Origin of the sequence: Pseudomonas sp. ZY71, assembly GCF_036542145.1 — a bacterium.
Taxonomy (GTDB): domain Bacteria; phylum Pseudomonadota; class Gammaproteobacteria; order Pseudomonadales; family Pseudomonadaceae; genus Aquipseudomonas; species Aquipseudomonas koreensis_A.
This window is the reverse complement of the sequence record NZ_CP144274.1, coordinates 5963345-5982912: the sequence shown is the minus strand read 5'-3', so window position 1 is coordinate 5982912 and position 19568 is coordinate 5963345. Positions and strand designations below refer to the sequence as shown.

Below are 19568 nucleotides of genomic sequence, written 5' to 3'. Positions count from 1 at the left end.
TATGTCAAATAACGACCAAAAGCGCGACGAAGGCTACATTGAGAAGCTGGTTCAAGTTAACCGCGTAGCCAAAACCGTTAAAGGCGGCCGTATCTTCACTTTCACCGCGTTGACCGTGGTTGGTGATGGTAAAGGGCGTGTTGGCTTCGGCCGTGGCAAGTCGCGTGAAGTGCCTGCTGCGATCCAGAAGGCAATGGAAGCTGCTCGCCGCAACATGATCCAAGTTGATCTGAACGGCACCACTCTGCAGTACGCAATGAAGTCCGCTCACGGCGCTTCGAAGGTGTACATGCAGCCTGCTTCTGAAGGTACCGGTATCATCGCTGGCGGCGCTATGCGTGCTGTTCTCGAAGTTGCTGGCGTTCAGAACGTTCTGGCCAAGTGCTACGGCTCGACTAACCCGGTAAACGTGGTTCACGCCACTTTCAAAGGTTTGAAAGCTATGCAGTCTCCTGAATCCATTGCCGCCAAGCGTGGCAAAAGCGTCAAGGAGATCTTCTGATCATGGCTACCGTTAAAGTAACGCTGATCAAAAGCATGACCGGCCGCATCCCTAACCACAAACTGTGCGTTAAGGGTCTGGGGCTGCGTCGCATCGGTCACACTGTAGAAGTCCAGGATACTCCCGAGAATCGCGGGATGATCAACAAGGCTTACTACATGCTGCGTGTCGAGGGTTAATCGATGAAACTCAATGATCTGAGTCCAGCGCCGGGTTCCCGTCGCGAAAAGCATCGTCCGGGCCGTGGTATCGGTAGCGGTTTGGGTAAGACTGGTGGCCGTGGTCACAAAGGTCAGACCTCCCGCTCCGGTGGCACCATTGCTCCAGGCTTTGAAGGCGGTCAACAGCCGCTGCATCGTCGCCTGCCGAAGTTCGGTTTCGTTTCCCTGAAAGCCATGGACCGCGCAGAAGTGCGTCTGTCCGAGCTGGCTAAAGTGGAAGGCGACATCGTCACCGTGCAGTCCCTGAAAGATGCCAACGTGATCAACGTCAACGTACAGCGTGTGAAAATCATGCTGTCCGGTGAAGTGACTCGCGCTGTCACTATCGGCAAGGGAATCGGCGCCACCAAAGGTGCGCGTGCGGCTATCGAAGCAGCTGGCGGCAAGTTCGAGGAATAAATGGCTAAGCAAGGTGCTCTCTCTGCGCTCGGCAAAGGCGGTATGTCTGAACTCTGGGCTCGTCTGCGTTTTCTGTTCCTGGCGATTATCGTCTACCGAATAGGCGCACACATCCCGGTTCCAGGTATTAACCCGGACCGACTCGCAGACCTGTTTCGACAGAATGAGGGGACCATTCTTAGCTTGTTCAACATGTTCTCCGGCGGCGCGCTGGAACGGATGAGCATCTTTGCACTGGGGATCATGCCGTACATTTCGGCATCGATCATCATGCAACTGATGACAGCCGTCAGTCCGCAGCTGGAGCAGTTGAAGAAGGAAGGTGAAGCTGGCCGTCGCAAGATCAGCCAGTACACCCGCTACGGCACCGTCATCCTCGCTCTCGTTCAGGCTATTGGCATGTCCATTGGTCTGGCGGGGCAGGGTGTTGCGTTCACTGGTGACTTTGGCTTCCATTTCGTCGCGGTATCCACTTTTGTGGCTGGTGCGATGTTCATGATGTGGCTGGGTGAGCAGATTACTGAGCGTGGTGTAGGCAACGGTATCTCGATGTTGATTTTTTCGGGTATCGTCGCCGGTCTTCCGAGAGCAATCGGGCAGTCTTTCGAGTCTGCGCGTCAGGGTGATATCAACATCTTCGCCTTGGTTGCCATCGGTTTGCTGGCAGTAGCGATTATCGGTTTCGTGGTGTTCATTGAGCGTGGTCAGCGTCGTATTGCTGTTCACTACGCCAAGCGTCAGCAGGGCCGCAAGGTTTTTGCTGCGCAGACAAGCCACTTGCCGCTTAAGGTGAACATGGCCGGTGTTATTCCGGCTATTTTCGCGAGCAGCATTTTGCTGTTCCCGGCTTCGTTGGGTGCCTGGTTCGGTCAGTCTGAAGGTATGGGCTGGTTGCAGGACATCTCGCAGTCGATCGCTCCTGGTCAGCCGTTGAATATTCTGCTGTTTAGTGCAGGGATTATTTTCTTCTGCTTCTTCTATACGGCGTTGATGTTCAATCCGAAAGACGTAGCGGAAAACCTGAAGAAGTCCGGTGCCTTTATTCCGGGCATCCGTCCAGGTGAGCAGTCTGCGCGCTATATTGATGGCGTTCTGACTCGCTTGACCATGTTCGGTGCTCTTTACATGACGGCCGTGTGCCTGTTGCCCCAGTTCCTGGTGGTTGCAGCAAACGTTCCGTTCTACCTTGGCGGGACCTCGTTGCTGATCGTGGTCGTGGTTGTGATGGACTTCATGTCCCAAGTACAATCGCACCTCGTTTCGCACCAGTACGAATCCCTGATGAAGAAAGCCAACCTGAAGGGTTACGGCAGCGGCATGTTGCGCTGAGTACCCATAAGGTTCGAGGAGTTGGTGATGAAAGTTCGTGCATCGGTGAAAAAGCTGTGCCGTAACTGCAAGATTATTCGCCGCGAAGGTGTTGTTCGAGTAATTTGCAGCGCGGAACCGCGTCACAAACAGCGCCAAGGCTGAGTGTGATCTGCTTGAAGCCCGGCAGCTAGTGCGCTGCCGGGTTGATTATTTGTTATTACAGCGATATTATCTCGCGCCCTATTTCTTGGCTTCCGGGGCGTAGGTAGCTGTCAATTGGAGTCCCACTGAATGGCCCGTATTGCAGGCGTTAACATTCCAGATAACAAGCATACTGTTATCTCGCTGACCTACATCTATGGTGTTGGTCGCACTACTGCGCAGAAAATTTGCGCAGAGACTGGGGTAAACCCAGCCGCAAAGATCAAAGATCTGAGCGACGAGCAGATTGAGCAGTTGCGTGGCGAAGTGGCGAAGTTCACCACTGAAGGTGACCTGCGTCGCGAAATCAACATGAAAATCAAGCGTTTGATGGACCTCGGTTGCTACCGTGGTCTGCGTCATCGTCGTGGTCTTCCAGTACGCGGTCAGCGTACCAAGACTAACGCGCGTACCCGTAAAGGTCCGCGTAAGCCGATCCGCAAGTAATCGCCCACGCGAATCGACAGGAAATTAATCATGGCAAAACCTGCTGCTCGTCCTCGTAAAAAAGTTAAAAAGACAGTGGTTGATGGCATCGCCCACATCCATGCTTCTTTTAACAACACCATCGTGACCATCACCGACCGTCAAGGTAACGCGCTTTCTTGGGCTACCTCCGGTGGTTCGGGTTTCCGCGGTTCCCGCAAGTCCACCCCGTTTGCTGCTCAAGTAGCTGCTGAACGTGCTGGTCAAGCTGCGCTGGAATATGGCCTGAAAAACCTCGACGTTAACGTCAAAGGTCCAGGTCCAGGTCGTGAGTCTGCTGTCCGTGCATTGAACGGCTGTGGCTATAAGATCGCCAGCATCACCGACGTGACGCCAATCCCGCACAACGGGTGCCGTCCGCCGAAGAAGCGCCGCGTGTAATCCAGGAGATTGTAAAGAATGGCTCGTTACATTGGTCCAAAATGCAAACTCGCTCGTCGCGAAGGCACCGATCTCTTCCTGAAGAGCGGCGTGCGCGCGATCGAATCGAAGTGCAACATTGAAGCAGCACCTGGTATCCACGGCCAACGCCGCGGTCGCCAGTCCGACTACGGCACCCAACTGCGTGAAAAGCAGAAGGTCCGTCGTATCTACGGCGTTCTCGAGCGTCAGTTCAGCGGCTACTACAAAGAAGCTGCTGGCAAGAAAGGTGCAACCGGTGAAAACCTGCTGCAACTGCTCGAATGCCGTCTGGACAACGTTGTATACCGTATGGGCTTTGGTTCGACTCGTGCCGAATCCCGTCAGCTGGTATCGCACAAGTCGATCAGCGTTAACGGTCAGACCGTAAACGTTCCGTCGTATCAGGTTCGTGCTGGTGACGTGGTTGCAGTTCGCGAGAAAGCAAAAAACCAACTTCGCATTGTCCAAGCTCTCGATCTGTGTGCCCAACGTGGCCGCGTAGAATGGGTAGAAGTAGACACTGAGAAGAAGTCGGGCGTTTTCAAGAACGTTCCTGCTCGCAGTGATCTGTCCGCCGACATCAACGAAAGCCTGATTGTCGAGCTCTACTCCAAGTAAGGGCTAGAAAATAGGTGCATCCATGCAGATTTCGGTAAATGAGTTCCTGACACCCCGCCACATTGATGTGCAGGTTGTCAGTCCAACCCGCGCCAAGATCACTCTCGAGCCTCTCGAGCGTGGTTTTGGCCACACCCTGGGCAACGCGCTGCGACGCATCCTGTTGTCCTCAATGCCCGGCTGCGCAGTAGTCGAGGCCGAGATTGACGGTGTGCTCCACGAGTACAGCGCCATCGAAGGTGTACAGGAAGACGTAATTGAAATCCTGTTGAACCTTAAAGGTCTGGCCATCAAGCTGCACGGTCGTGACGAAGTTACGCTGACCTTGTCGAAGAAGGGTTCGGGGGTGGTTACCGCTGCCGATATTCAGCTGGATCATGATGTCGAGATCGTTAATCCCGATCACGTAATCGCTAACCTGGCGTCTAACGGCGCCCTGAACATGAAGCTCACCGTAGCTCGTGGTCGTGGTTATGAACCAGCAGACTCGCGTCAGAGCGATGAAGACGAAAGCCGCAGCATCGGTCGCTTGCAGCTTGACTCTTCGTTCAGCCCGGTTCGCCGTATCGCATACGTGGTGGAAAACGCCCGTGTCGAGCAGCGTACCAACCTGGACAAGCTGGTTATTGATCTGGAAACCAACGGTACTCTGGATCCTGAAGAGGCTATCCGCCGCGCTGCAACCATCCTGCAACAGCAGTTGGCTGCGTTCGTCGACCTCAAAGGTGACAGTGAGCCAGTGGTTGTCGAGCAGGAAGACGAGATCGATCCGATCCTGCTTCGCCCGGTTGACGATCTGGAACTGACTGTACGTTCGGCTAACTGCCTTAAGGCGGAAAACATCTACTACATCGGTGACCTGATTCAGCGTACCGAAGTAGAGCTGTTGAAGACTCCGAACCTTGGCAAGAAATCCTTGACTGAAATCAAGGACGTTCTGGCCTCCCGCGGTCTGTCCCTCGGCATGCGCCTCGACAACTGGCCGCCTGCAAGTCTTAAGAAGGACGACAAGGCGACTGCCTGATCGTCGTAATCACCGAACGTAGTGTTTGGTAAGGAATGAACCATGCGTCATCGTAAAAGTGGTCGTCACCTGAGCCGCACCAGCTCGCACCGCAAGGCCATGTTCCAAAACATGGCGGTGTCGCTGTTCGAGCACGAGCTGATCAAAACTACTCTGCCAAAAGCCAAAGAACTGCGTCGCGTTGCTGAGCCGCTGATCACTCTGGCCAAGACAGATAGCCTGGCTAACCGCCGTCTGGCTTTCGACCGTACTCGTTCGAAAGCTATCGTTGGTAAGCTCTTCAACGACCTGGGCAAGCGTTACGCTACCCGTGAGGGTGGCTACCTGCGCATCCTCAAGTGCGGTTTCCGCGCTGGCGACAACGCGCCTATGGCGTACGTCGAGTTGGTTGATCGTGCTACTGCCGGCGAAGCTGTATCCGCCGAGTAAGACGTCAGTCTGAAACAAAGAACCGGGCCTAGTGCCCGGTTTTTTGTGCCTGCAAGAAAATGCGCTGTTCATACAAGCTTCTGACATGTCTCTGTTGTCACTATGTGCTGGGAAACATAATTAGTAATTATCTATCGATGTCTGCAAGTTAATGAATTTGTAGCTATCACATGGATGATCGATACTTCCCGACAAGCCGATTAGCCGGCAGTTTCAAGACTGACAGAGGAAGAAGACCGTATGAGCCAGATCAAAACGCTTACGACCGCCAGTGGCGCACCTGTCGCTGATAACCAGAATTCTCGCTCCGCCGGCCCGCGTGGCCCGCTGCTGCTCGACGACTTTCATCTGATCGAGAAGCTCGCCCACTTCAATCGGGAAAACATCCCTGAGCGTCGTGTTCACGCTAAAGGCTCAGGTGCTTACGGCACCTTTACCGTGACCCGCGACATCACCGAATACACCAGCGCCAAGTTGTTTGAATCTGTCGGTAAACAAACCCCGACGTTTTTGCGATTCTCCACGGTAGGCGGCGAACGCGGCTCTGCCGACACCGAGCGTGATCCGCGCGGTTTTGCATTGAAGTTCTACACCGAAGAAGGCAACTGGGACATTGTTGGCAACAACACGCCGGTGTTCTTCATCCGTGATCCACTGAAGTTCCCTGATTTCATTCACACGCAAAAACGTCTGCCGCAAAGCAACCTGAAAAGTGCGCAGATGATGTGGGACTTCTGGTCGCATTCGCCCGAGGCGCTGCACCAGGTCACCATTCTGTTCTCCGATCGTGGCATTCCTGATGGCTACCGTCACATGCACGGCTTCGGCAGCCACACCTACAGCCTGATCAGCGCAAAAGGTGAGCGTCACTGGGTGAAATGGCACTACAAGACCAAACAAGGCATCAAGAATCTGGCTCCGGCCGATGCTGCGCGGTTGGCTGGCACCGATCCGGATTACGCCCAGCGTGATCTGTTCGAAGCGATCGAGCGCGGTGAATTCCCGAAATGGCGCGTATGCATCCAGATCATGACCGAAGCTCAGGCGGCGGCACATTACGAGAATCCTTTTGACGTCACCAAAACCTGGTCGCAGAAAGAATTCCCGTTGATCGAGGTGGGTGAGTTGGAGCTGAACCGCAACCCGCAGAACTACTTTGCTGAAGTCGAGCAAGCCGCGTTCGGCCCAAGCAACATGGTCCCAGGCGTTGGTCTCTCGCCAGACCGCATGCTGCAAGGTCGCGTGTTCGCCTATGCCGATGCTCACCGCTATCGCGTAGGTACCAATCACCAGCAGTTGCCGGTGAACGCGCCACGCAGCCCGGTGAACACTTACCAGCGTGATGGCTCGATGGCGTTCGGCAGCAACGGTGGTGCCGCGCCTAACTACGAACCGAACAGCTATACCGAAGCGCCGAAACAAGCGCCGCGTTACGCTGAACCAGCGCTGGCCTTGAGCGGTGCTGCAGATCGCTACGATCACCGCGAGGATACCGATTACTACAGCCACGCCGGCGCGCTGTTCCGACTGATGAGCGACGAGCAGAGAGCATTGCTGGTCAGCAATATCGCCGGCGCCATGTCGGGTGTTTCCAGTGATGTGGTCGATCGTCAGCTGCAGCATTTCTACAAAGCCGACCCGGCGTATGGAGAAGCAATCGCAAAGCTGCTCAACGTACAGCTTAACGAAGTCTAAACGAGAAGCAGAACCGCCCTCATTCGGGCGGTTTTTGCGTTATTTAGGCTGCTTTTCTCAGAATATCTTCGCTTTTATTGCGTGAAGCGGGTGACCTTCCAGTCAGGTTGGTTCAAACTACAGCCTTTCAAGTAGGGAGATGTAGGGCGATGCAAGGCCACCCAGACGTAATCGATTACCTCAACACGTTGCTGACCGGCGAACTGGCCGCGCGTGATCAATATTTCGTTCATTCGCGGATGTATGAGGACTGGGGGTTCACCAAGCTCTACGAGCGAATCAACCACGAGATGGAAGAAGAAGCCGGTCACGCTGATGCACTGATGCGCCGGATTCTGATGCTCGAAGGCACGCCGCGCATGCGTCCGGATGATCTGGATGTCGGCACCACTGTGCCGGAGATGCTCGAAGCCGATCTGCGTCTTGAGTACAAAGTCCGAGCTGCGCTGTGCAAAGGCATCGAGCTGTGCGAGCAGCACAAAGACTATGTCAGCCGCGAGATCCTGCGCGTGCAGTTGAACGACACCGAAGAAGATCACACCTACTGGCTGGAAAAGCAGTTGGGCCTGATCAAGCTGATCGGTCTCGAGAATTACCTGCAATCTCACACTTCCTGATTGCAAAACGATACAAAAAAGCCCCTGTCACTGATGAAGTGACAGGGGCTTTTTCATGCCTGGCGTTTAAGCCCGATCACGGATCAGCAATGGCTTGAGGTAATGGCCGGTGTGAGATTGCTTCATCTCGGCCACATCCTCAGGCGTGCCGGTGGCAATGATCTGCCCACCTTTGGAGCCGCCCTCCGGCCCCAGATCGACCAGCCAGTCGGCCGTCTTGATCACGTCGAGGTTGTGTTCGATCACCACCACGGTGTTGCCGTGGTCGCGCAGTCGATGCAACACATCGAGCAACTGCTGAATATCCGCGAAGTGCAGACCGGTGGTTGGCTCATCGAGGATGTACAGGGTCTTGCCGGTGTCACGCTTGGACAGTTCGCGGGACAGCTTGACCCGCTGCGCTTCACCGCCGGACAACGTGGTCGCCGACTGTCCGAGCTTGATGTACGACAGACCGACATCCATCAGCGTCTGCAGCTTGCGCGCCAGCGCCGGCACCGCGTCGAAGAACACTCGGGCTTCCTCGATGGTCATTTCGAGGGTTTCGTGGATGCTCTTGCCCTTGTATTTGATCTCAAGGGTTTCGCGGTTGTAGCGCTTGCTCTTGCACACATCGCACGGCACGTAGATGTCTGGCAGGAAGTGCATCTCAACCTTGATCAGACCATCGCCCTGGCACGCTTCGCAACGACCGCCCTTGACGTTGAACGAGAAGCGCCCCGGGCCGTAACCACGAGAGCGTGATTCGGGCACGCCGGCGAACAGTTCACGGATCGGTGTGAACAGCCCTGTATACGTCGCAGGGTTAGAGCGCGGTGTACGGCCAATCGGGCTCTGGTCGATATCGACGACTTTATCGAGATGTTCCAGGCCTTTGATACTGTCGTGCGCTGCCGCTTCCAGCGTTGTTGCGCCATTGAGTGCCGTGGCGCTGAGCGGGAACAGCGTATTGTTGATCAGTGTCGATTTGCCCGAGCCGGACACGCCGGTGACGCAAGTCAGCAAGCCAATCGGGATGTCCAGATCGACATTGCGAAGGTTGTTGCCTCGCGCGCCTTTGAGCGACAGATTGAGCTTCTTGTTGCGCGGTGTACGTTTGGCCGGCACTTCAATCTTCACCCGGCCCGACAGGTATTTGCCAGTCAGGGAGTCCGGATGCGCCATGACTTCCGCCGGCGTACCTTCGGCAACGATCTGCCCACCGTGCACCCCGGCGCCCGGGCCGATATCGACGACATAGTCAGCCAGACGAATCGCATCTTCGTCGTGCTCAACCACGATTACCGTGTTACCGATGTCGCGCAGGTGCTTGAGCGTGCCGAGCAGTCGATCATTGTCACGCTGGTGCAAGCCAATGGACGGTTCGTCGAGGATGTACAAGACGCCAACCAGGCCAGCGCCGATCTGGCTGGCCAGACGAATCCGTTGCGCCTCGCCACCGGAAAGGGTGTCAGCGCTGCGATCCAGCGACAGATAGTCGAGACCGACGTTGACGAGAAACTGCAGACGCTCACGGATTTCCTTGAGAATCTTGTCCGCGATCTCGCCACGGCGGCCGGTCATCTTCAACTGGCCGAAGTATTCGCAAGCATCACCGATCGGCAGATTTGTCACTGCCGGCAATGTCTTCTCGCCAACCCAAACGTGCCGCGCCTCGCGACGCAGGCGCGTGCCACGGCAATCCGGGCACGACTGAGTGCTGAGGAACTTGGCCAGCTCTTCGCGCACGCTTGCCGACTCGGTCTCGCGGTAGCGACGCTCAAGGTTGGGCACGATGCCTTCGAACGGGTGCGAACGTTTGACGATATCGCCACGGTCGTTCAGGTATTTGAAGTCGACGTTCTGCGAGCCGCTGCCGTGCAGGATGAATTTCTGCTGGTCGGCCGGCAGTTCGTTGAACGGTACTTCGAGGCTGAAACCGTAGTGCGAGGCCAGTGAGCCGAGCATCTGGAAGTAGTAGACGTTGCGCCGGTCCCAGCCGCGGATCGCACCCTCGGCCAAGGTCAGGTCGCCGTTGACCAACCGCTTGATGTCGAAGAACTGCTTCACGCCCAGGCCATCACAGGTCGGGCAAGCGCCGGCCGGGTTGTTGAAGGAGAACAACTTCGGCTCAAGTTCGCTGATCGCGTGGCCGCAGATCGGGCAGGCGAAGCGCGCGGAGAAGATCATCTCTTCGCCCGGCTCATCGTCCATCGGCGCCACCAGTGCAATGCCGTCCGCCAGTTTCAGCGCAGTCTCGAAAGACTCGGCCAGACGTTGCTGCAGATCGGCGCGTACCTTGAAACGGTCGACGATTACATCGATCGAGTGCTTCTTCTGTTTATCCAGTTTCGGCAGTTCGTCGAGCTCACAGATGCGGCCGTTGACCCGGGCGCGTACGAAACCTTGTGCGCGCAGCTCTTCGAAGACCGAAAGGTGTTCACCTTTACGCTCGCGGATCACCGGGGCCAACAGCATCAGCTTGCTGCCTTCCGGCTGCGCCAGCACCAGGTCGACCATCTGGCTGACGGTCTGCGCTTCCAGTGGAATATCGTGATCCGGGCAGCGCGGCGTGCCGACGCGTGCATAAAGCAGGCGCAGGTAGTCGTAGATTTCGGTGATGGTGCCGACCGTGGAGCGCGGGTTGTGCGAGGTCGACTTCTGTTCGATGGAGATCGCCGGCGACAGGCCTTCGATGGTGTCGACGTCGGGTTTTTCCATCATCGACAGGAACTGGCGGGCGTAGGCCGACAGCGATTCGACATAGCGGCGCTGACCTTCGGCGTACAGTGTGTCGAAGGCCAGGGACGACTTGCCGGATCCGGACAGGCCGGTGATGACGATCAGCTTGTCCCGTGGCAGGGTCAGGTCGATGTTCTTCAGGTTGTGGGTACGGGCCCCACGTATCAGGATCTTGTCCAAAGTGGCCTCGCTCGGCGGGCGTCGAAAACGTAGGAGTATACGGGCAAATACTGGATGGATGCACACTATCAAACCAAGGGTTTTTTGCCCCGGATGAAGAGAGTTTCATCTATACGCGTCAAAGCGTCGCGATATACCCCGTCTACCGATGGGACTGGTAGAATCGCCGCCGGTTCACACGAGGTTTTTCCATGCACGATCCCCACAGCGAACGCATGAGTGGCAGCGAGACCCGCGCGGCGAGCGGTCTGGCCCTGGTGTTCGCCTTCCGTATGCTTGGCATGTTCATGGTGTTGCCGGTACTGGCGACCTACGGCATGGATCTGGCAGGCGCGACCCCGGCCCTGATCGGGTTGGCTATCGGCGCTTACGGCCTCACCCAGGCAATTTTCCAGATTCCGTTCGGAATCATTTCCGACCGCATAGGCCGTCGTCCGGTGATTTACCTCGGGCTGATCGTCTTTGCCCTCGGCAGTGTGCTGGCGTCTCAGGCCGACTCGATCTGGGGCGTCATCGCCGGGCGGATCCTGCAGGGTGCCGGGGCGATTTCCGCTGCGGTCATGGCGCTGCTTTCCGACCTGACCCGCGAACAACATCGCACCAAAGCGATGGCCATGATCGGTATGACCATCGGTCTGTCGTTCGCCGTGGCCATGGTGGTTGGGCCGCTGTTGACCCGTGCTTTCGGGCTCTCTGGATTGTTTCTTGCCACCGGCGGCATGGCGCTGGTGGGCATCGTCATCGTGATGTTCATGGTGCCGAAATCCACCGGGCCGTTGACTCATCGCGAGTCCGGCGTGGCGCGTCAGGCCTTGATGCCGACGCTCAAGCATCCGGACTTGCTGCGACTCGATCTGGGCATCTTTGTGTTACATGCCATGTTGATGTCGAGCTTCGTTGCATTGCCCCTGGCGCTGGTGGAAAAAGCCGGTTTGCCCAAGGAACAGCACTGGTGGGTCTACCTCACCGCGCTGCTGATTTCGTTCTTCGCCATGATCCCGTTCATCATCTATGGCGAGAAGAAACGCAAAATGAAACGAGTTTTGCTCGGCGCCGTCATGACGCTGATGCTGACTGAGCTATTCTTCTGGCAGTTCGGCGACAGCCTGCGGGCTCTGGTGATCGGTACGGTGGTGTTCTTCACCGCGTTCAATCTGCTGGAGGCTTCATTGCCGTCGCTGATCAGCAAGGTTTCACCGGCGGGCGGGAAGGGCACGGCCATGGGCGTGTATTCCACCAGCCAGTTCCTCGGTTCGGCACTCGGCGGGATACTCGGCGGCTGGCTGTTTCAGCATGGCGGTCTGTCGGTTGTGTTCCTTGGATGTGCCGGGCTGGCTGCACTTTGGTTGGCCTTTGCTGTTACCATGCGTGAACCTCCCTACGTGACGAGCCTGCGCTTGCCGTTGTCGCCCGAGGCGATCCGCGAAGCGGGTCTGGTCGAGCGCCTCAAGGCCCTCGTAGGGGTAACCGATGCAGTGATAGTCGCCGATGAAGCGGCTGTTTACATCAAACTGGACAAAGAATTAGTGGATCGCGACACCCTCGAACGCCTGGTGAACAACCCGGCCGGGGCTGCTTGCGAAGCCTAGGAGAACGTTATGGCCCGTGGGGTTAACAAAGTCATATTGGTCGGCACTTGCGGCCAGGATCCCGAAGTTCGCTACCTGCCTAACGGTAACGCCGTGACCAACCTGAGTCTGGCCACCAGCGAACAATGGACCGACAAGCAAACCGGTCAGAAGGTCGAGAAGACCGAGTGGCACCGTGTTTCGATGTTCGGCAAGGTTGCGGAAATTGCCGGCGAATACCTGCGCAAGGGTTCGCAGGTTTACATCGAAGGCAAGCTGCAGACCCGTGAGTGGGAAAAAGACGGTATCAAGCGTTACACCACCGAAATCGTGGTCGACATGCAAGGCACCATGCAACTGCTCGGCGGCCGTCCACAGCAGGGCGACCAACAAGGCGGTGGCAACAACTACCAGCAGTCCGCTCCAGCGCCACGCCAGCAGGCGCCGCGTCCGCAGCAGTCGGCTCCACAGCAGCGTTCGGCCCCGGCTCCACAACAGGCCGCACCGCAACCGGCTCCGGATTTCGACAGCTTTGATGACGATATTCCGTTCTGATTTGCTGCTGTAACCGCTGCAAATAAAAAGGCCCGTCGCTTAAACGACGGGCCTTTTTTGTGGAGCAAATAACCTGCAATCCCCCCGATCAACTGTGGGAGCGAGCCTGCTCGCGAAGGCGTCGGTCAGTTCAAAAAATGGTTGAATGACACACCGCTTTCGCGAGCAGGCTCGCTCCCACAGAAGGGATTCGGGTTTCAATCAAGGATCAGATGCGGCAGAAACCGGCTCGAATCTTTAGTGATCAGGCTGTTGTCTTCCCTTACACCAATCCCCGCTGCCTGATCGCCGATCACCCACGAACCGATCAACGTGTAGCTGTCGCCAAATTTCGGCAGCGGTGCAAATTCCTGCAGGATAAACGGTGCATCCGTGTAGGGTCCGTCCTCTTTGACGATCAGACCATCAGCCGTTTGCAACTCAATGTTCGCGCCCTCGCGGGAAAAGTACGGCTTGCGTACCCAGCCTTTAGGCACCGCGCTTGCCGGGTTCGGGTCGAGATGCGCCGCCAGCAGATTCGGATGCCCTTTGTGCATTTCCCACAGCAACGGCAGTGCACCTTTGTTCGACAGAATCGCCTTCCACGCCGGTTCGAAAAACTGCGTATCGCACTCGGCAATCGCCGCGCCGAACGGCTCGTGGAAGATGAATTCCCAGGCATGCAGCTTGAACAGATGCGGGATCCAGCGATCTTCCAGATCGACAAAACGCCCTTCAGCCGTCAAGCCGATGTCTTCAATATCGATGTGCCGTGATTCGATGCCGACCTTCTCGGCGATCAACCGCAGGTAATCCGTGGTGCCCTTGTCTTCGACCGACTCTTTCATCGAAGCAAAGTAGAACGGACGCTTCAGCTGTAATTCGGCGAAGGCCTGGTGCAACTGGGTGTCGATGCTGTTGAACTGGTCGGCATGGCGCGGCAGGGTGCCGCGCTCGATGCATTGTTCCAGCCAGCCCCACTGGAACGCTGCCGCTTCATAAAGACTGGTCGGCGTGTCGTAGTTGAGCTCCAACAGTTTTGCCGGGCCGTTGCCGCTGTAGGAAAAGTCCATGCGGCCGTACAGATGCGGATGACCTTCCAGCCAGGAAGTACGGATCATGTCGTAGTACGGCGCCGGGATGCTCAGGCGATCCAGCAGTTCCTCGCTGTGCACCACACGGTCGACCAGGTCCATGCACATCTCGTGCAGTTCGGTGGTCGGGTCCTCAAGATCGTTTTCGATCTGCGCGAGCGTGAACTGGTAGTACGCGCTTTCGTCCCAGTACGGCTCGTCGTCGATGGTGTGGAACATGAAGCCGAGGCTTTCGGCGGTCTGTTTCCAGTCGGGGCGCTCGGCGCAGAGGATCTTCTTCATGGTCAGCTACTCGAACGACCAGAACCAGAACTGCTGCCCCAGCCACCCCAGCCGCTACGGGCGCTGGACTGGCTGCCGAAGCCGCCGCGTGACGTCGAAGAAGCCACGTTGACCGGTTTGCTTTTGCTGCTCTCGTAATCCGGCTGGCTGCGCGTCGTGGTTTCGGCTCTGCGGTACTGCGTCGAGGTGTTGTATGGCTGGCGCGTTTCGCGATCGCGGTAAACCGTGCGTTCGGCGTTGTTGCTCATCGCGTTGCCGATCAGCCAGCCGGTCAGCCAGCCATTTCCGCCACCGCTGGAGACGTGCGAAGTGCTTTGCACATTCTGCGCCGTTGCACTACCGGCGGGCATCTGGGCATTGGCGATGGCGTCGAGGTTCTGCGCCGGCTCACCTTCCTGCGGCACTTTGAAGCCGCCGAGTTTCGGCACGAAGCGGCCGTCGGAATTCTTCTGGCACCAGTCAGCGGCGAAATCTGCGTCGCACTTGGCCTTGGCGTCGTACGCCGGGGCGATGCGCCGGTGTTCGGTCAGAGCGGCGACGTAGGCGTTGGAGCAGACATCGGCAGCCACTTCGGCGTCGACGCACTGTTCCACGTTCTGGAAATTGCGCGGTTGATCCGCGGCTGTCACTTGGCCGGAAACGGCCATGGCCACCGAGGCAGCGAGGGACAACTGAACGTATTTGCTGCGTTTCATCTAAGGCTTCCTGCCGATCAGTTGGACGGTGTCATGCACGCGGCGTTGAGCATGCCGACGCTGATCGCGACCGCTGCAACGTAAATGCCGGAAGCGATTTCACCGTTGGCGATGCGCTGGGAGGTGCCTTTGAGCACAAGGCCCGTGGCAAGAAACGCCAGCAGTTGCACGACGGCGGCAATCACCGCCCACAGTACGAAATCGAGAACATTGACCGAAAACGCAATCACGTTACTGGCCGGAATCGCGAAGCCGATGATCGCGCCGGCCAAAGCGATGGCCGCGGCTATGTTGCCGGAGCGAATCAGCTCGAACTCCTTGTGTGGCGTGATGCGCGTGTAGACGAATTGAAACAGCATGAACAGCAGTACGGCGCCGATGAGGTAGACGACGAAACCGACCAGAGCGGTTTTGTTCAGGGAAACGGCCAGCACTTCCAGCATGAAAAACTTCCTTTTTTAAATGGTGCTCAGATCTGTCGTGTACAGCGAAATGCCGAGCGAAGTGCTCAGGCTGACGGTGCCTTCTTCATCCTGTTCGACGGAGAACAGCAGCAGTTCGCGGCGATCGGTCAGGCCGGTCTCGCGCGCATAAAGCATGGAGTGGTGTTCGATGGTGTAGCTCTCGTCCGGATTGACCACCTGTTCGGTCATCGGTACCAGTTCGGTCTGGCCCTGTTCGGTGCCCCACTCGCGGGTGTATTCGACACCTGCGTGGGTGTAGGTCGGTAGACCGATCGAGCTGTTGGGTCCGGCCAGGCGCTGCAGTTCGGCGTCACTGTTGACGGTCACGTAACTGAGGTAGTTGAACAGGGTGACCGATTCGATCTGATCGTCACCGGTGACGTGGATCTGCAGCCAGAAATCCTCGTCATTCATGTAATAGCGGTGCAGTTTGTTGGACTGGCCGAGGTCGACCCAGCCGTGACTCCAGATCGCCTGATCGAAGGGCACGCGCACCGTGGTCGAGCCGTCGAGCAGCAGCGCCAGCGTCGTATCGAACCTGACAGCTTTGCCCTGAGCCAAGCCGAGTGGGCCACTGGCAACGGTCGATGTCGGCGCAGCGGTCTGCCAGTTGCTGGTGCCCAGCAAGTCTTTAAACCATCCCATGGGTACGTTCCTTGAAGCGGGTGGAAGTGTTCGTCGGCGAAAAAAACGTGGCTAGTGTACCGGGCTACGCGATCAACGACACGCCACAAACCATGTGGGAGCGAGCCTGCTCGCGAAAGCGTCATGTCAGCTGACTCATATGCCGACTGATATTCCGTCTTCGCGAGCAGGCTCGCTCCCACAGGTTTTGCGCAAATGCTTACTGAGCGGACTTTTGCTTCAGACGCTCAAGAATCGCGTTGGCGCTGCCTTCGTTCGGCGTAATGCCGGCGTCGCGCAGTTTGCGTTCCAGGTCGTTGCCGTTCGAAGCGTCAGCCAGTTCGTCCGCCGCGCTCAGCTCGGCAGCACGTTGCTGCTGCTTGGCTTGCAGGCGGTTCAACGTACCGACGGCCGTTTCCAGTTTGCCATTGGCGCCACCGCTGGCGATGGAAGCGCTGACCTGGGCTTTCTGCACGCTTTCACGGGCCTTGGCCATGTCCACTTGCTGGCGCAGGCTCTTGATCCGCGACTCGGCTTTGCTGATGTCTTTGCGCATGTTTTCGGCGTAAGTGCCGAATTCGTCGCTCTGCTTTTTCTCAACATCCAGCTCGTTGGTCAGGGTGGAGATCGCTTCGGCCACTTCCAGCGCCAGGTCTTCACGGCCGGCGTTCAGCGCCGAGACGGCTTTGGCTTCCAGATCCTTGATCTTGGCGTCGTACTCGCTCACGCGGTCGGCAGCCAGCTTGTGCTTGGCCATGATAGTGACCAGTTCGCGACGAGCGTTCGACAGGGCGGTGTCGGCATCGCGAATTTCCTGATCAAGGATGCGCAGGGCCTGTTGGTCAGCGATCGCTTCGCCGACTTCATTGGCGCCGCCGCGCAGTGCGGTGAACAACTTGCTCCAGATGGACTGAGTCATTGGATATTCCCTGTTGATTACTTGAAGAAGTGTTCGAAGGCTTCACTCGCGCGCTGCACGTTGTCGACCAGGGTTTTCACCTCGGTCACCACGTTGGTCAGGCTCGAGTCGGCGCTGAGGGCGCCAAACATGTTGTAAACGGTCTGCCCGTTCGGCATCGACTCGATACCGATCGACGACAGCGGGAACATTTCCCGGCTGCGCAGCACGGCATCGTTGAAGGCGCGCACGTCGCTGATCGAATCGATGTCCACCAGCACGGTGTCGACGATGATCTGCTGGCCGGCCAGGGCGATGTGAATCGGCAGACCGCCGAATTCGTTCATTTCCAGCTTGATGCTGGGTTCGGAGCTCTGGATCAGCGACAGCGTGATTTCTTGCGAAGCCACCTCGTCCAGGGCCTTGAGGGCGTTGAAGAGGCTATCGATGGTCCAGTTGTTGCCTGCGCTCATGTAATTCTCCGACATGAAAGAGCCAGCCAGAATCGGTTGGCGTAGCTGTTGCTCCATTTGCTTGAGCAAGCTTCGGTTTTCGGGAAGCACCCAAGTTTCGTGTTTCACATAACCGGCAGCGGCCAGGCCCGCGCGCATCTGCTTCATATAGAAGCTCGACGGTTTTTTCGCCGACGGTTTCGCGCGCTCTCCCTTGGGACTTTCTGATTTCGCGGTGGGGGAACGGCTTTTCATGGCAATGGCTCGGTTATGGGCATCTCACGCGTGAGCCACACTACAACCAATTCAAAATGCCATCAATGGCTCACGCGTGAGATTTTCATGACAGACGAAAAAAGGCCCGCAATAACACGGGCCCAGTGTTTTTGCGAAATATGACTCAGCTTTTGGCTGCGAGGAATTGGTCAGTGGACACCACGCTGGCGTAGGCAAAACCCAGCGCTGACATGAACGCGGCATGGACGTGAGCGGCCGGCACTGTCAGGCCATTGAACTCAAGATCGCGGCTAGCGCAGGCATCGTGAATCACGGTCACGCCATAACCCAGATCTGCCGCCGCACGGGTAATGCCGTCAACACACATGTGGCTCATGCTGCCGACCACCACCAGTTCCTTGATGCCATGTTCGTCGAGGATTGCTTGCAGTTCGGTTTCGCGGAACGAGTTGACGAAGTGTTTGAGCACCACCGGTTCATCAGCGCGATTGAGCACTTTCGGGTGCAGCTTGGCGCCCTCGGAACCCGGGGTGAAAAACGGCGCATCCGCTGAGGTGAATTCGTGGCGAATGTGGACCACCGAATCGCCGGCCTCGCGGAACGCGGCGATCAGCCGGGCGGCGTTGTCGGCAGCGGCGTCGGCACCGGCCAGCGGCCACTTGCCTTGGAGGAAGTAGTCGTTCTGGATATCGACTACGATGAGCGCTTGCTTGGCCATGGGTGTGTCCTCGATGTGTTGGCTGGAAGTGGCTTCAGTATTGGCGCTGAGCAGAGCTTCGGGGATTGGCCGCACCGACAATAGACAGGGGAAAACTGACAATGGGCGCAGAAAGGGCTGCCACCGCTGAACTGGGTGTGCTGATTTATCCCGGTGCGCAGATGGCAGCGGTGCACGGTTTGACCGATTTGTTTGCGGTGGCCAACCGGATTGCCGCCGAGCATCAGGCCGCGCAGTTGCCTGTGCTGCGGGTCAGTCATTGGCAGGTCGAAGGTGATCAGCCGCCGACGCGCACTTACGCCAGTCATGCGGGTGACGACAGCGCTTTGCTGGCGGTGCTGATTCCGCCGTCGATCGGCGGGTTCTCGGCGGCGCAAGCACCGGCCAGCCTGATGCAATGGTTACGCGATCAACATGCCCGCGGTGCGACGCTTGGCGGGGTTTGCGTAGGTTCGCTGATGTTGGCTGAAAGCGGTCTGCTCGACGGCCGCAGCGCCACCACCCACTGGACCTCGGCCAAGGCCTTCGCCGAGCGTTACCCGAAGATCAAGCTCAAGGCGGATACCCCGATTGTCGACGACGGCGACTTGATCACCACCGCCGGATTGATGGCGTGGTCGGAACTGGGTTTGCGTCTGGTCAACCGCCTGCTCGGACCGAGCATCGCTACCAGCACCGCGCGATTTCTGGTGATAGAGCACAGTGACAGCGCCAGTGAGTGCGGCAGTAATTTCGCGCCGATTCTCGGTCATGGCGATGCGGCGATTCTCAAGGTTCAGCACTGGCTGCAAAGCACCGGCGCGACGGATGTTTCGCTGACGGCGATGGCGGAGCGGGCCGGGCTGGAGGAGCGCACATTTCTGCGGCGGTTCCGCGCGGCGAGCGGGTTGAAACCGACCGAGTACTGCCAGCATCTACGGGTCGGCAAGGCGCGGGAAATGCTCGAGTTCAGCAATGGCACGATCGATCACATTGCGTGGACGGTGGGCTATCAGGATCCGGGTGCGTTTCGCGCAATCTTCAAGAAGATTACCGGGCTGGCGCCGAGTGATTATCGGGCGCGGTTTGGTGTGACCCCGATCCCGAAAGCAACGAACATCTAATGTAGGAGTGAGCCTGCTCGCGATAGCAATCTGTCAGAAAACCGTGAGGTGACTGACCCACCGCTATCGCGAGCAGGCTCACTCCTACAAGAG

At 57.6% G+C, this 19568-nt stretch carries 23 protein-coding genes; 15 read left to right on the top strand and 8 right to left on the bottom strand.

Annotation, left to right across the window (positions count from 1 at the left end; all coding sequences use genetic code 11):
* The first annotated feature begins 1 nt into the window (after position 1).
* The 12 genes from rpsE to bfr all read left to right on the top strand — a co-directional run bounded on the left by rpsE (position 2) and on the right by bfr (position 7905).
* Positions 2–502, top strand: coding sequence for a 30S ribosomal protein S5 (rpsE, locus tag VY732_RS26565; protein ID WP_003186035.1), 501 nt, complete (start codon positions 2–4; stop codon positions 500–502).
* Between the two features lie 2 nt (positions 503–504).
* The gene (gene rpmD / locus VY732_RS26560) at positions 505–681 is read left to right on the top strand and encodes a 50S ribosomal protein L30 (protein ID WP_003176408.1); all 177 of its coding nucleotides are present in this window, start codon (positions 505–507) and stop codon (positions 679–681) included.
* A 3-nt stretch (positions 682–684) separates the two neighbouring features.
* Positions 685–1122: a 50S ribosomal protein L15 gene (gene rplO / locus VY732_RS26555; RefSeq protein WP_003228720.1), complete on the top strand. Its 438-nt coding sequence runs from the start codon at positions 685–687 to the stop codon at positions 1120–1122.
* Positions 1123–2451 carry a preprotein translocase subunit SecY gene (secY, locus tag VY732_RS26550; protein WP_077574735.1) on the top strand — a complete coding sequence of 443 codons (1329 nt, stop codon included), beginning with the start codon at positions 1123–1125 and terminating at the stop codon, positions 2449–2451.
* Between the two features lie 27 nt (positions 2452–2478).
* Complete coding sequence (gene rpmJ / locus VY732_RS26545) at positions 2479–2595, top strand: 50S ribosomal protein L36 (RefSeq protein ID WP_002555468.1); 117 nt, start codon at positions 2479–2481, stop codon at positions 2593–2595.
* Between the two features lie 129 nt (positions 2596–2724).
* On the top strand, positions 2725–3081 hold the full coding sequence (gene rpsM, locus VY732_RS26540) for a 30S ribosomal protein S13 (RefSeq protein ID WP_009045849.1): 357 nt from the start codon (positions 2725–2727) through the stop codon (positions 3079–3081).
* 30 nt (positions 3082–3111) lie between these two features.
* Positions 3112–3501 carry a 30S ribosomal protein S11 gene (rpsK, locus tag VY732_RS26535; protein ID WP_002555466.1) on the top strand — a complete coding sequence of 130 codons (390 nt, stop codon included), beginning with the start codon at positions 3112–3114 and terminating at the stop codon, positions 3499–3501.
* An 18-nt stretch (positions 3502–3519) separates the two neighbouring features.
* Positions 3520–4140, top strand: coding sequence for a 30S ribosomal protein S4 (gene rpsD, locus VY732_RS26530; protein ID WP_003176404.1), 621 nt, complete (start codon positions 3520–3522; stop codon positions 4138–4140).
* Positions 4141–4162: 22 nt separating this feature from the next.
* Positions 4163–5164: a DNA-directed RNA polymerase subunit alpha gene (locus VY732_RS26525; RefSeq protein ID WP_003186012.1), complete on the top strand. Its 1002-nt coding sequence runs from the start codon at positions 4163–4165 to the stop codon at positions 5162–5164.
* 42 nt (positions 5165–5206) lie between these two features.
* Positions 5207–5593 (top strand): 50S ribosomal protein L17, encoded by a 387-nt coding sequence (gene rplQ, locus VY732_RS26520; RefSeq protein WP_003176402.1) that lies wholly within the window; start codon positions 5207–5209, stop codon positions 5591–5593.
* A 240-nt stretch (positions 5594–5833) separates the two neighbouring features.
* Positions 5834–7288 (top strand): catalase, encoded by a 1455-nt coding sequence (locus VY732_RS26515; RefSeq protein ID WP_331692640.1) that lies wholly within the window; start codon positions 5834–5836, stop codon positions 7286–7288.
* 149 nt (positions 7289–7437) lie between these two features.
* The gene (gene bfr / locus VY732_RS26510) at positions 7438–7905 is read left to right on the top strand and encodes a bacterioferritin (RefSeq protein ID WP_007918444.1); all 468 of its coding nucleotides are present in this window, start codon (positions 7438–7440) and stop codon (positions 7903–7905) included.
* A gap of 66 nt (positions 7906–7971) precedes the next feature.
* Here bfr and uvrA read toward each other — a convergent pair whose 3' ends face one another.
* On the bottom strand, positions 7972–10806 hold the full coding sequence (gene uvrA, locus VY732_RS26505) for an excinuclease ABC subunit UvrA (RefSeq protein WP_077574733.1): 2835 nt from the start codon (positions 10804–10806) through the stop codon (positions 7972–7974).
* A 191-nt stretch (positions 10807–10997) separates the two neighbouring features.
* Here uvrA and VY732_RS26500 point away from each other — a divergent pair, with 191 nt between their 5' ends.
* Positions 10998–12395, top strand: coding sequence for an MFS transporter (locus VY732_RS26500; RefSeq protein ID WP_016983569.1), 1398 nt, complete (start codon positions 10998–11000; stop codon positions 12393–12395).
* A gap of 9 nt (positions 12396–12404) precedes the next feature.
* Positions 12405–12929, top strand: coding sequence for a single-stranded DNA-binding protein (locus tag VY732_RS26495; protein ID WP_008081898.1), 525 nt, complete (start codon positions 12405–12407; stop codon positions 12927–12929).
* A gap of 197 nt (positions 12930–13126) precedes the next feature.
* Here the strand turns inward: VY732_RS26495 and VY732_RS26490 are convergent, their stop codons facing one another.
* From VY732_RS26490 to VY732_RS26460, 7 genes are all read right to left on the bottom strand, one after another.
* Positions 13127–14284, bottom strand: coding sequence for a glutathionylspermidine synthase family protein (locus VY732_RS26490; protein WP_212620935.1), 1158 nt, complete (start codon positions 14282–14284; stop codon positions 13127–13129).
* A gap of 2 nt (positions 14285–14286) precedes the next feature.
* A complete protein-coding gene (locus tag VY732_RS26485; RefSeq protein WP_116029905.1) occupies positions 14287–14979 on the bottom strand; it encodes a DUF1190 domain-containing protein in 693 nt (230 codons plus the stop codon).
* 17 nt (positions 14980–14996) lie between these two features.
* A complete protein-coding gene (locus VY732_RS26480; protein WP_027614247.1) occupies positions 14997–15422 on the bottom strand; it encodes a DUF350 domain-containing protein in 426 nt (141 codons plus the stop codon).
* 15 nt (positions 15423–15437) lie between these two features.
* Positions 15438–16088 (bottom strand): DUF2491 family protein, encoded by a 651-nt coding sequence (locus VY732_RS26475; protein ID WP_077574730.1) that lies wholly within the window; start codon positions 16086–16088, stop codon positions 15438–15440.
* 199 nt (positions 16089–16287) lie between these two features.
* On the bottom strand, positions 16288–16986 hold the full coding sequence (locus VY732_RS26470; RefSeq protein ID WP_123593123.1) for a PspA/IM30 family protein: 699 nt from the start codon (positions 16984–16986) through the stop codon (positions 16288–16290).
* A 17-nt stretch (positions 16987–17003) separates the two neighbouring features.
* A complete protein-coding gene (locus VY732_RS26465; RefSeq protein ID WP_093434422.1) occupies positions 17004–17672 on the bottom strand; it encodes a YjfI family protein in 669 nt (222 codons plus the stop codon).
* A 145-nt stretch (positions 17673–17817) separates the two neighbouring features.
* Positions 17818–18372 (bottom strand): cysteine hydrolase family protein, encoded by a 555-nt coding sequence (locus tag VY732_RS26460; protein WP_331692632.1) that lies wholly within the window; start codon positions 18370–18372, stop codon positions 17818–17820.
* Positions 18373–18473: 101 nt separating this feature from the next.
* Between VY732_RS26460 and VY732_RS26455 the strand changes: the two genes are divergently transcribed.
* A complete protein-coding gene (locus VY732_RS26455; protein WP_331692630.1) occupies positions 18474–19475 on the top strand; it encodes a GlxA family transcriptional regulator in 1002 nt (333 codons plus the stop codon).
* Positions 19476–19568: the final 93 nt, after the last annotated feature.

Bases quoted from the DNA above. Each gene is read 5' to 3' on its own strand.
- rpsE (WP_003186035.1), top strand. From the start codon at position 2: ATGTCAAATAACGACCAAAAGCGCGACGAAGGCTACATTGAGAAGCTG.
- rpmD (WP_003176408.1), top strand. From the start codon at position 505: ATGGCTACCGTTAAAGTAACGCTGATCAAAAGCATGACCGGCCGCATC.
- rplO (WP_003228720.1), top strand. From the start codon at position 685: ATGAAACTCAATGATCTGAGTCCAGCGCCGGGTTCCCGTCGCGAAAAG.
- secY (WP_077574735.1), top strand. From the start codon at position 1,123: ATGGCTAAGCAAGGTGCTCTCTCTGCGCTCGGCAAAGGCGGTATGTCT.
- rpmJ (WP_002555468.1), top strand. From the start codon at position 2,479: ATGAAAGTTCGTGCATCGGTGAAAAAGCTGTGCCGTAACTGCAAGATT.
- rpsM (WP_009045849.1), top strand. From the start codon at position 2,725: ATGGCCCGTATTGCAGGCGTTAACATTCCAGATAACAAGCATACTGTT.
- rpsK (WP_002555466.1), top strand. From the start codon at position 3,112: ATGGCAAAACCTGCTGCTCGTCCTCGTAAAAAAGTTAAAAAGACAGTG.
- rpsD (WP_003176404.1), top strand. From the start codon at position 3,520: ATGGCTCGTTACATTGGTCCAAAATGCAAACTCGCTCGTCGCGAAGGC.
- VY732_RS26525 (WP_003186012.1), top strand. From the start codon at position 4,163: ATGCAGATTTCGGTAAATGAGTTCCTGACACCCCGCCACATTGATGTG.
- rplQ (WP_003176402.1), top strand. From the start codon at position 5,207: ATGCGTCATCGTAAAAGTGGTCGTCACCTGAGCCGCACCAGCTCGCAC.
- VY732_RS26515 (WP_331692640.1), top strand. From the start codon at position 5,834: ATGAGCCAGATCAAAACGCTTACGACCGCCAGTGGCGCACCTGTCGCT.
- bfr (WP_007918444.1), top strand. From the start codon at position 7,438: ATGCAAGGCCACCCAGACGTAATCGATTACCTCAACACGTTGCTGACC.
- VY732_RS26500 (WP_016983569.1), top strand. From the start codon at position 10,998: ATGCACGATCCCCACAGCGAACGCATGAGTGGCAGCGAGACCCGCGCG.
- VY732_RS26495 (WP_008081898.1), top strand. From the start codon at position 12,405: ATGGCCCGTGGGGTTAACAAAGTCATATTGGTCGGCACTTGCGGCCAG.
- VY732_RS26490 (WP_212620935.1), bottom strand. From the start codon at position 14,284: ATGAAGAAGATCCTCTGCGCCGAGCGCCCCGACTGGAAACAGACCGCC.
- VY732_RS26485 (WP_116029905.1), bottom strand. From the start codon at position 14,979: ATGAAACGCAGCAAATACGTTCAGTTGTCCCTCGCTGCCTCGGTGGCC.
- VY732_RS26480 (WP_027614247.1), bottom strand. From the start codon at position 15,422: ATGCTGGAAGTGCTGGCCGTTTCCCTGAACAAAACCGCTCTGGTCGGT.
- VY732_RS26475 (WP_077574730.1), bottom strand. From the start codon at position 16,088: ATGGGATGGTTTAAAGACTTGCTGGGCACCAGCAACTGGCAGACCGCT.
- VY732_RS26470 (WP_123593123.1), bottom strand. From the start codon at position 16,986: ATGACTCAGTCCATCTGGAGCAAGTTGTTCACCGCACTGCGCGGCGGC.
- VY732_RS26465 (WP_093434422.1), bottom strand. From the start codon at position 17,672: ATGAAAAGCCGTTCCCCCACCGCGAAATCAGAAAGTCCCAAGGGAGAG.
- VY732_RS26460 (WP_331692632.1), bottom strand. From the start codon at position 18,372: ATGGCCAAGCAAGCGCTCATCGTAGTCGATATCCAGAACGACTACTTC.
- VY732_RS26455 (WP_331692630.1), top strand. From the start codon at position 18,474: ATGGGCGCAGAAAGGGCTGCCACCGCTGAACTGGGTGTGCTGATTTAT.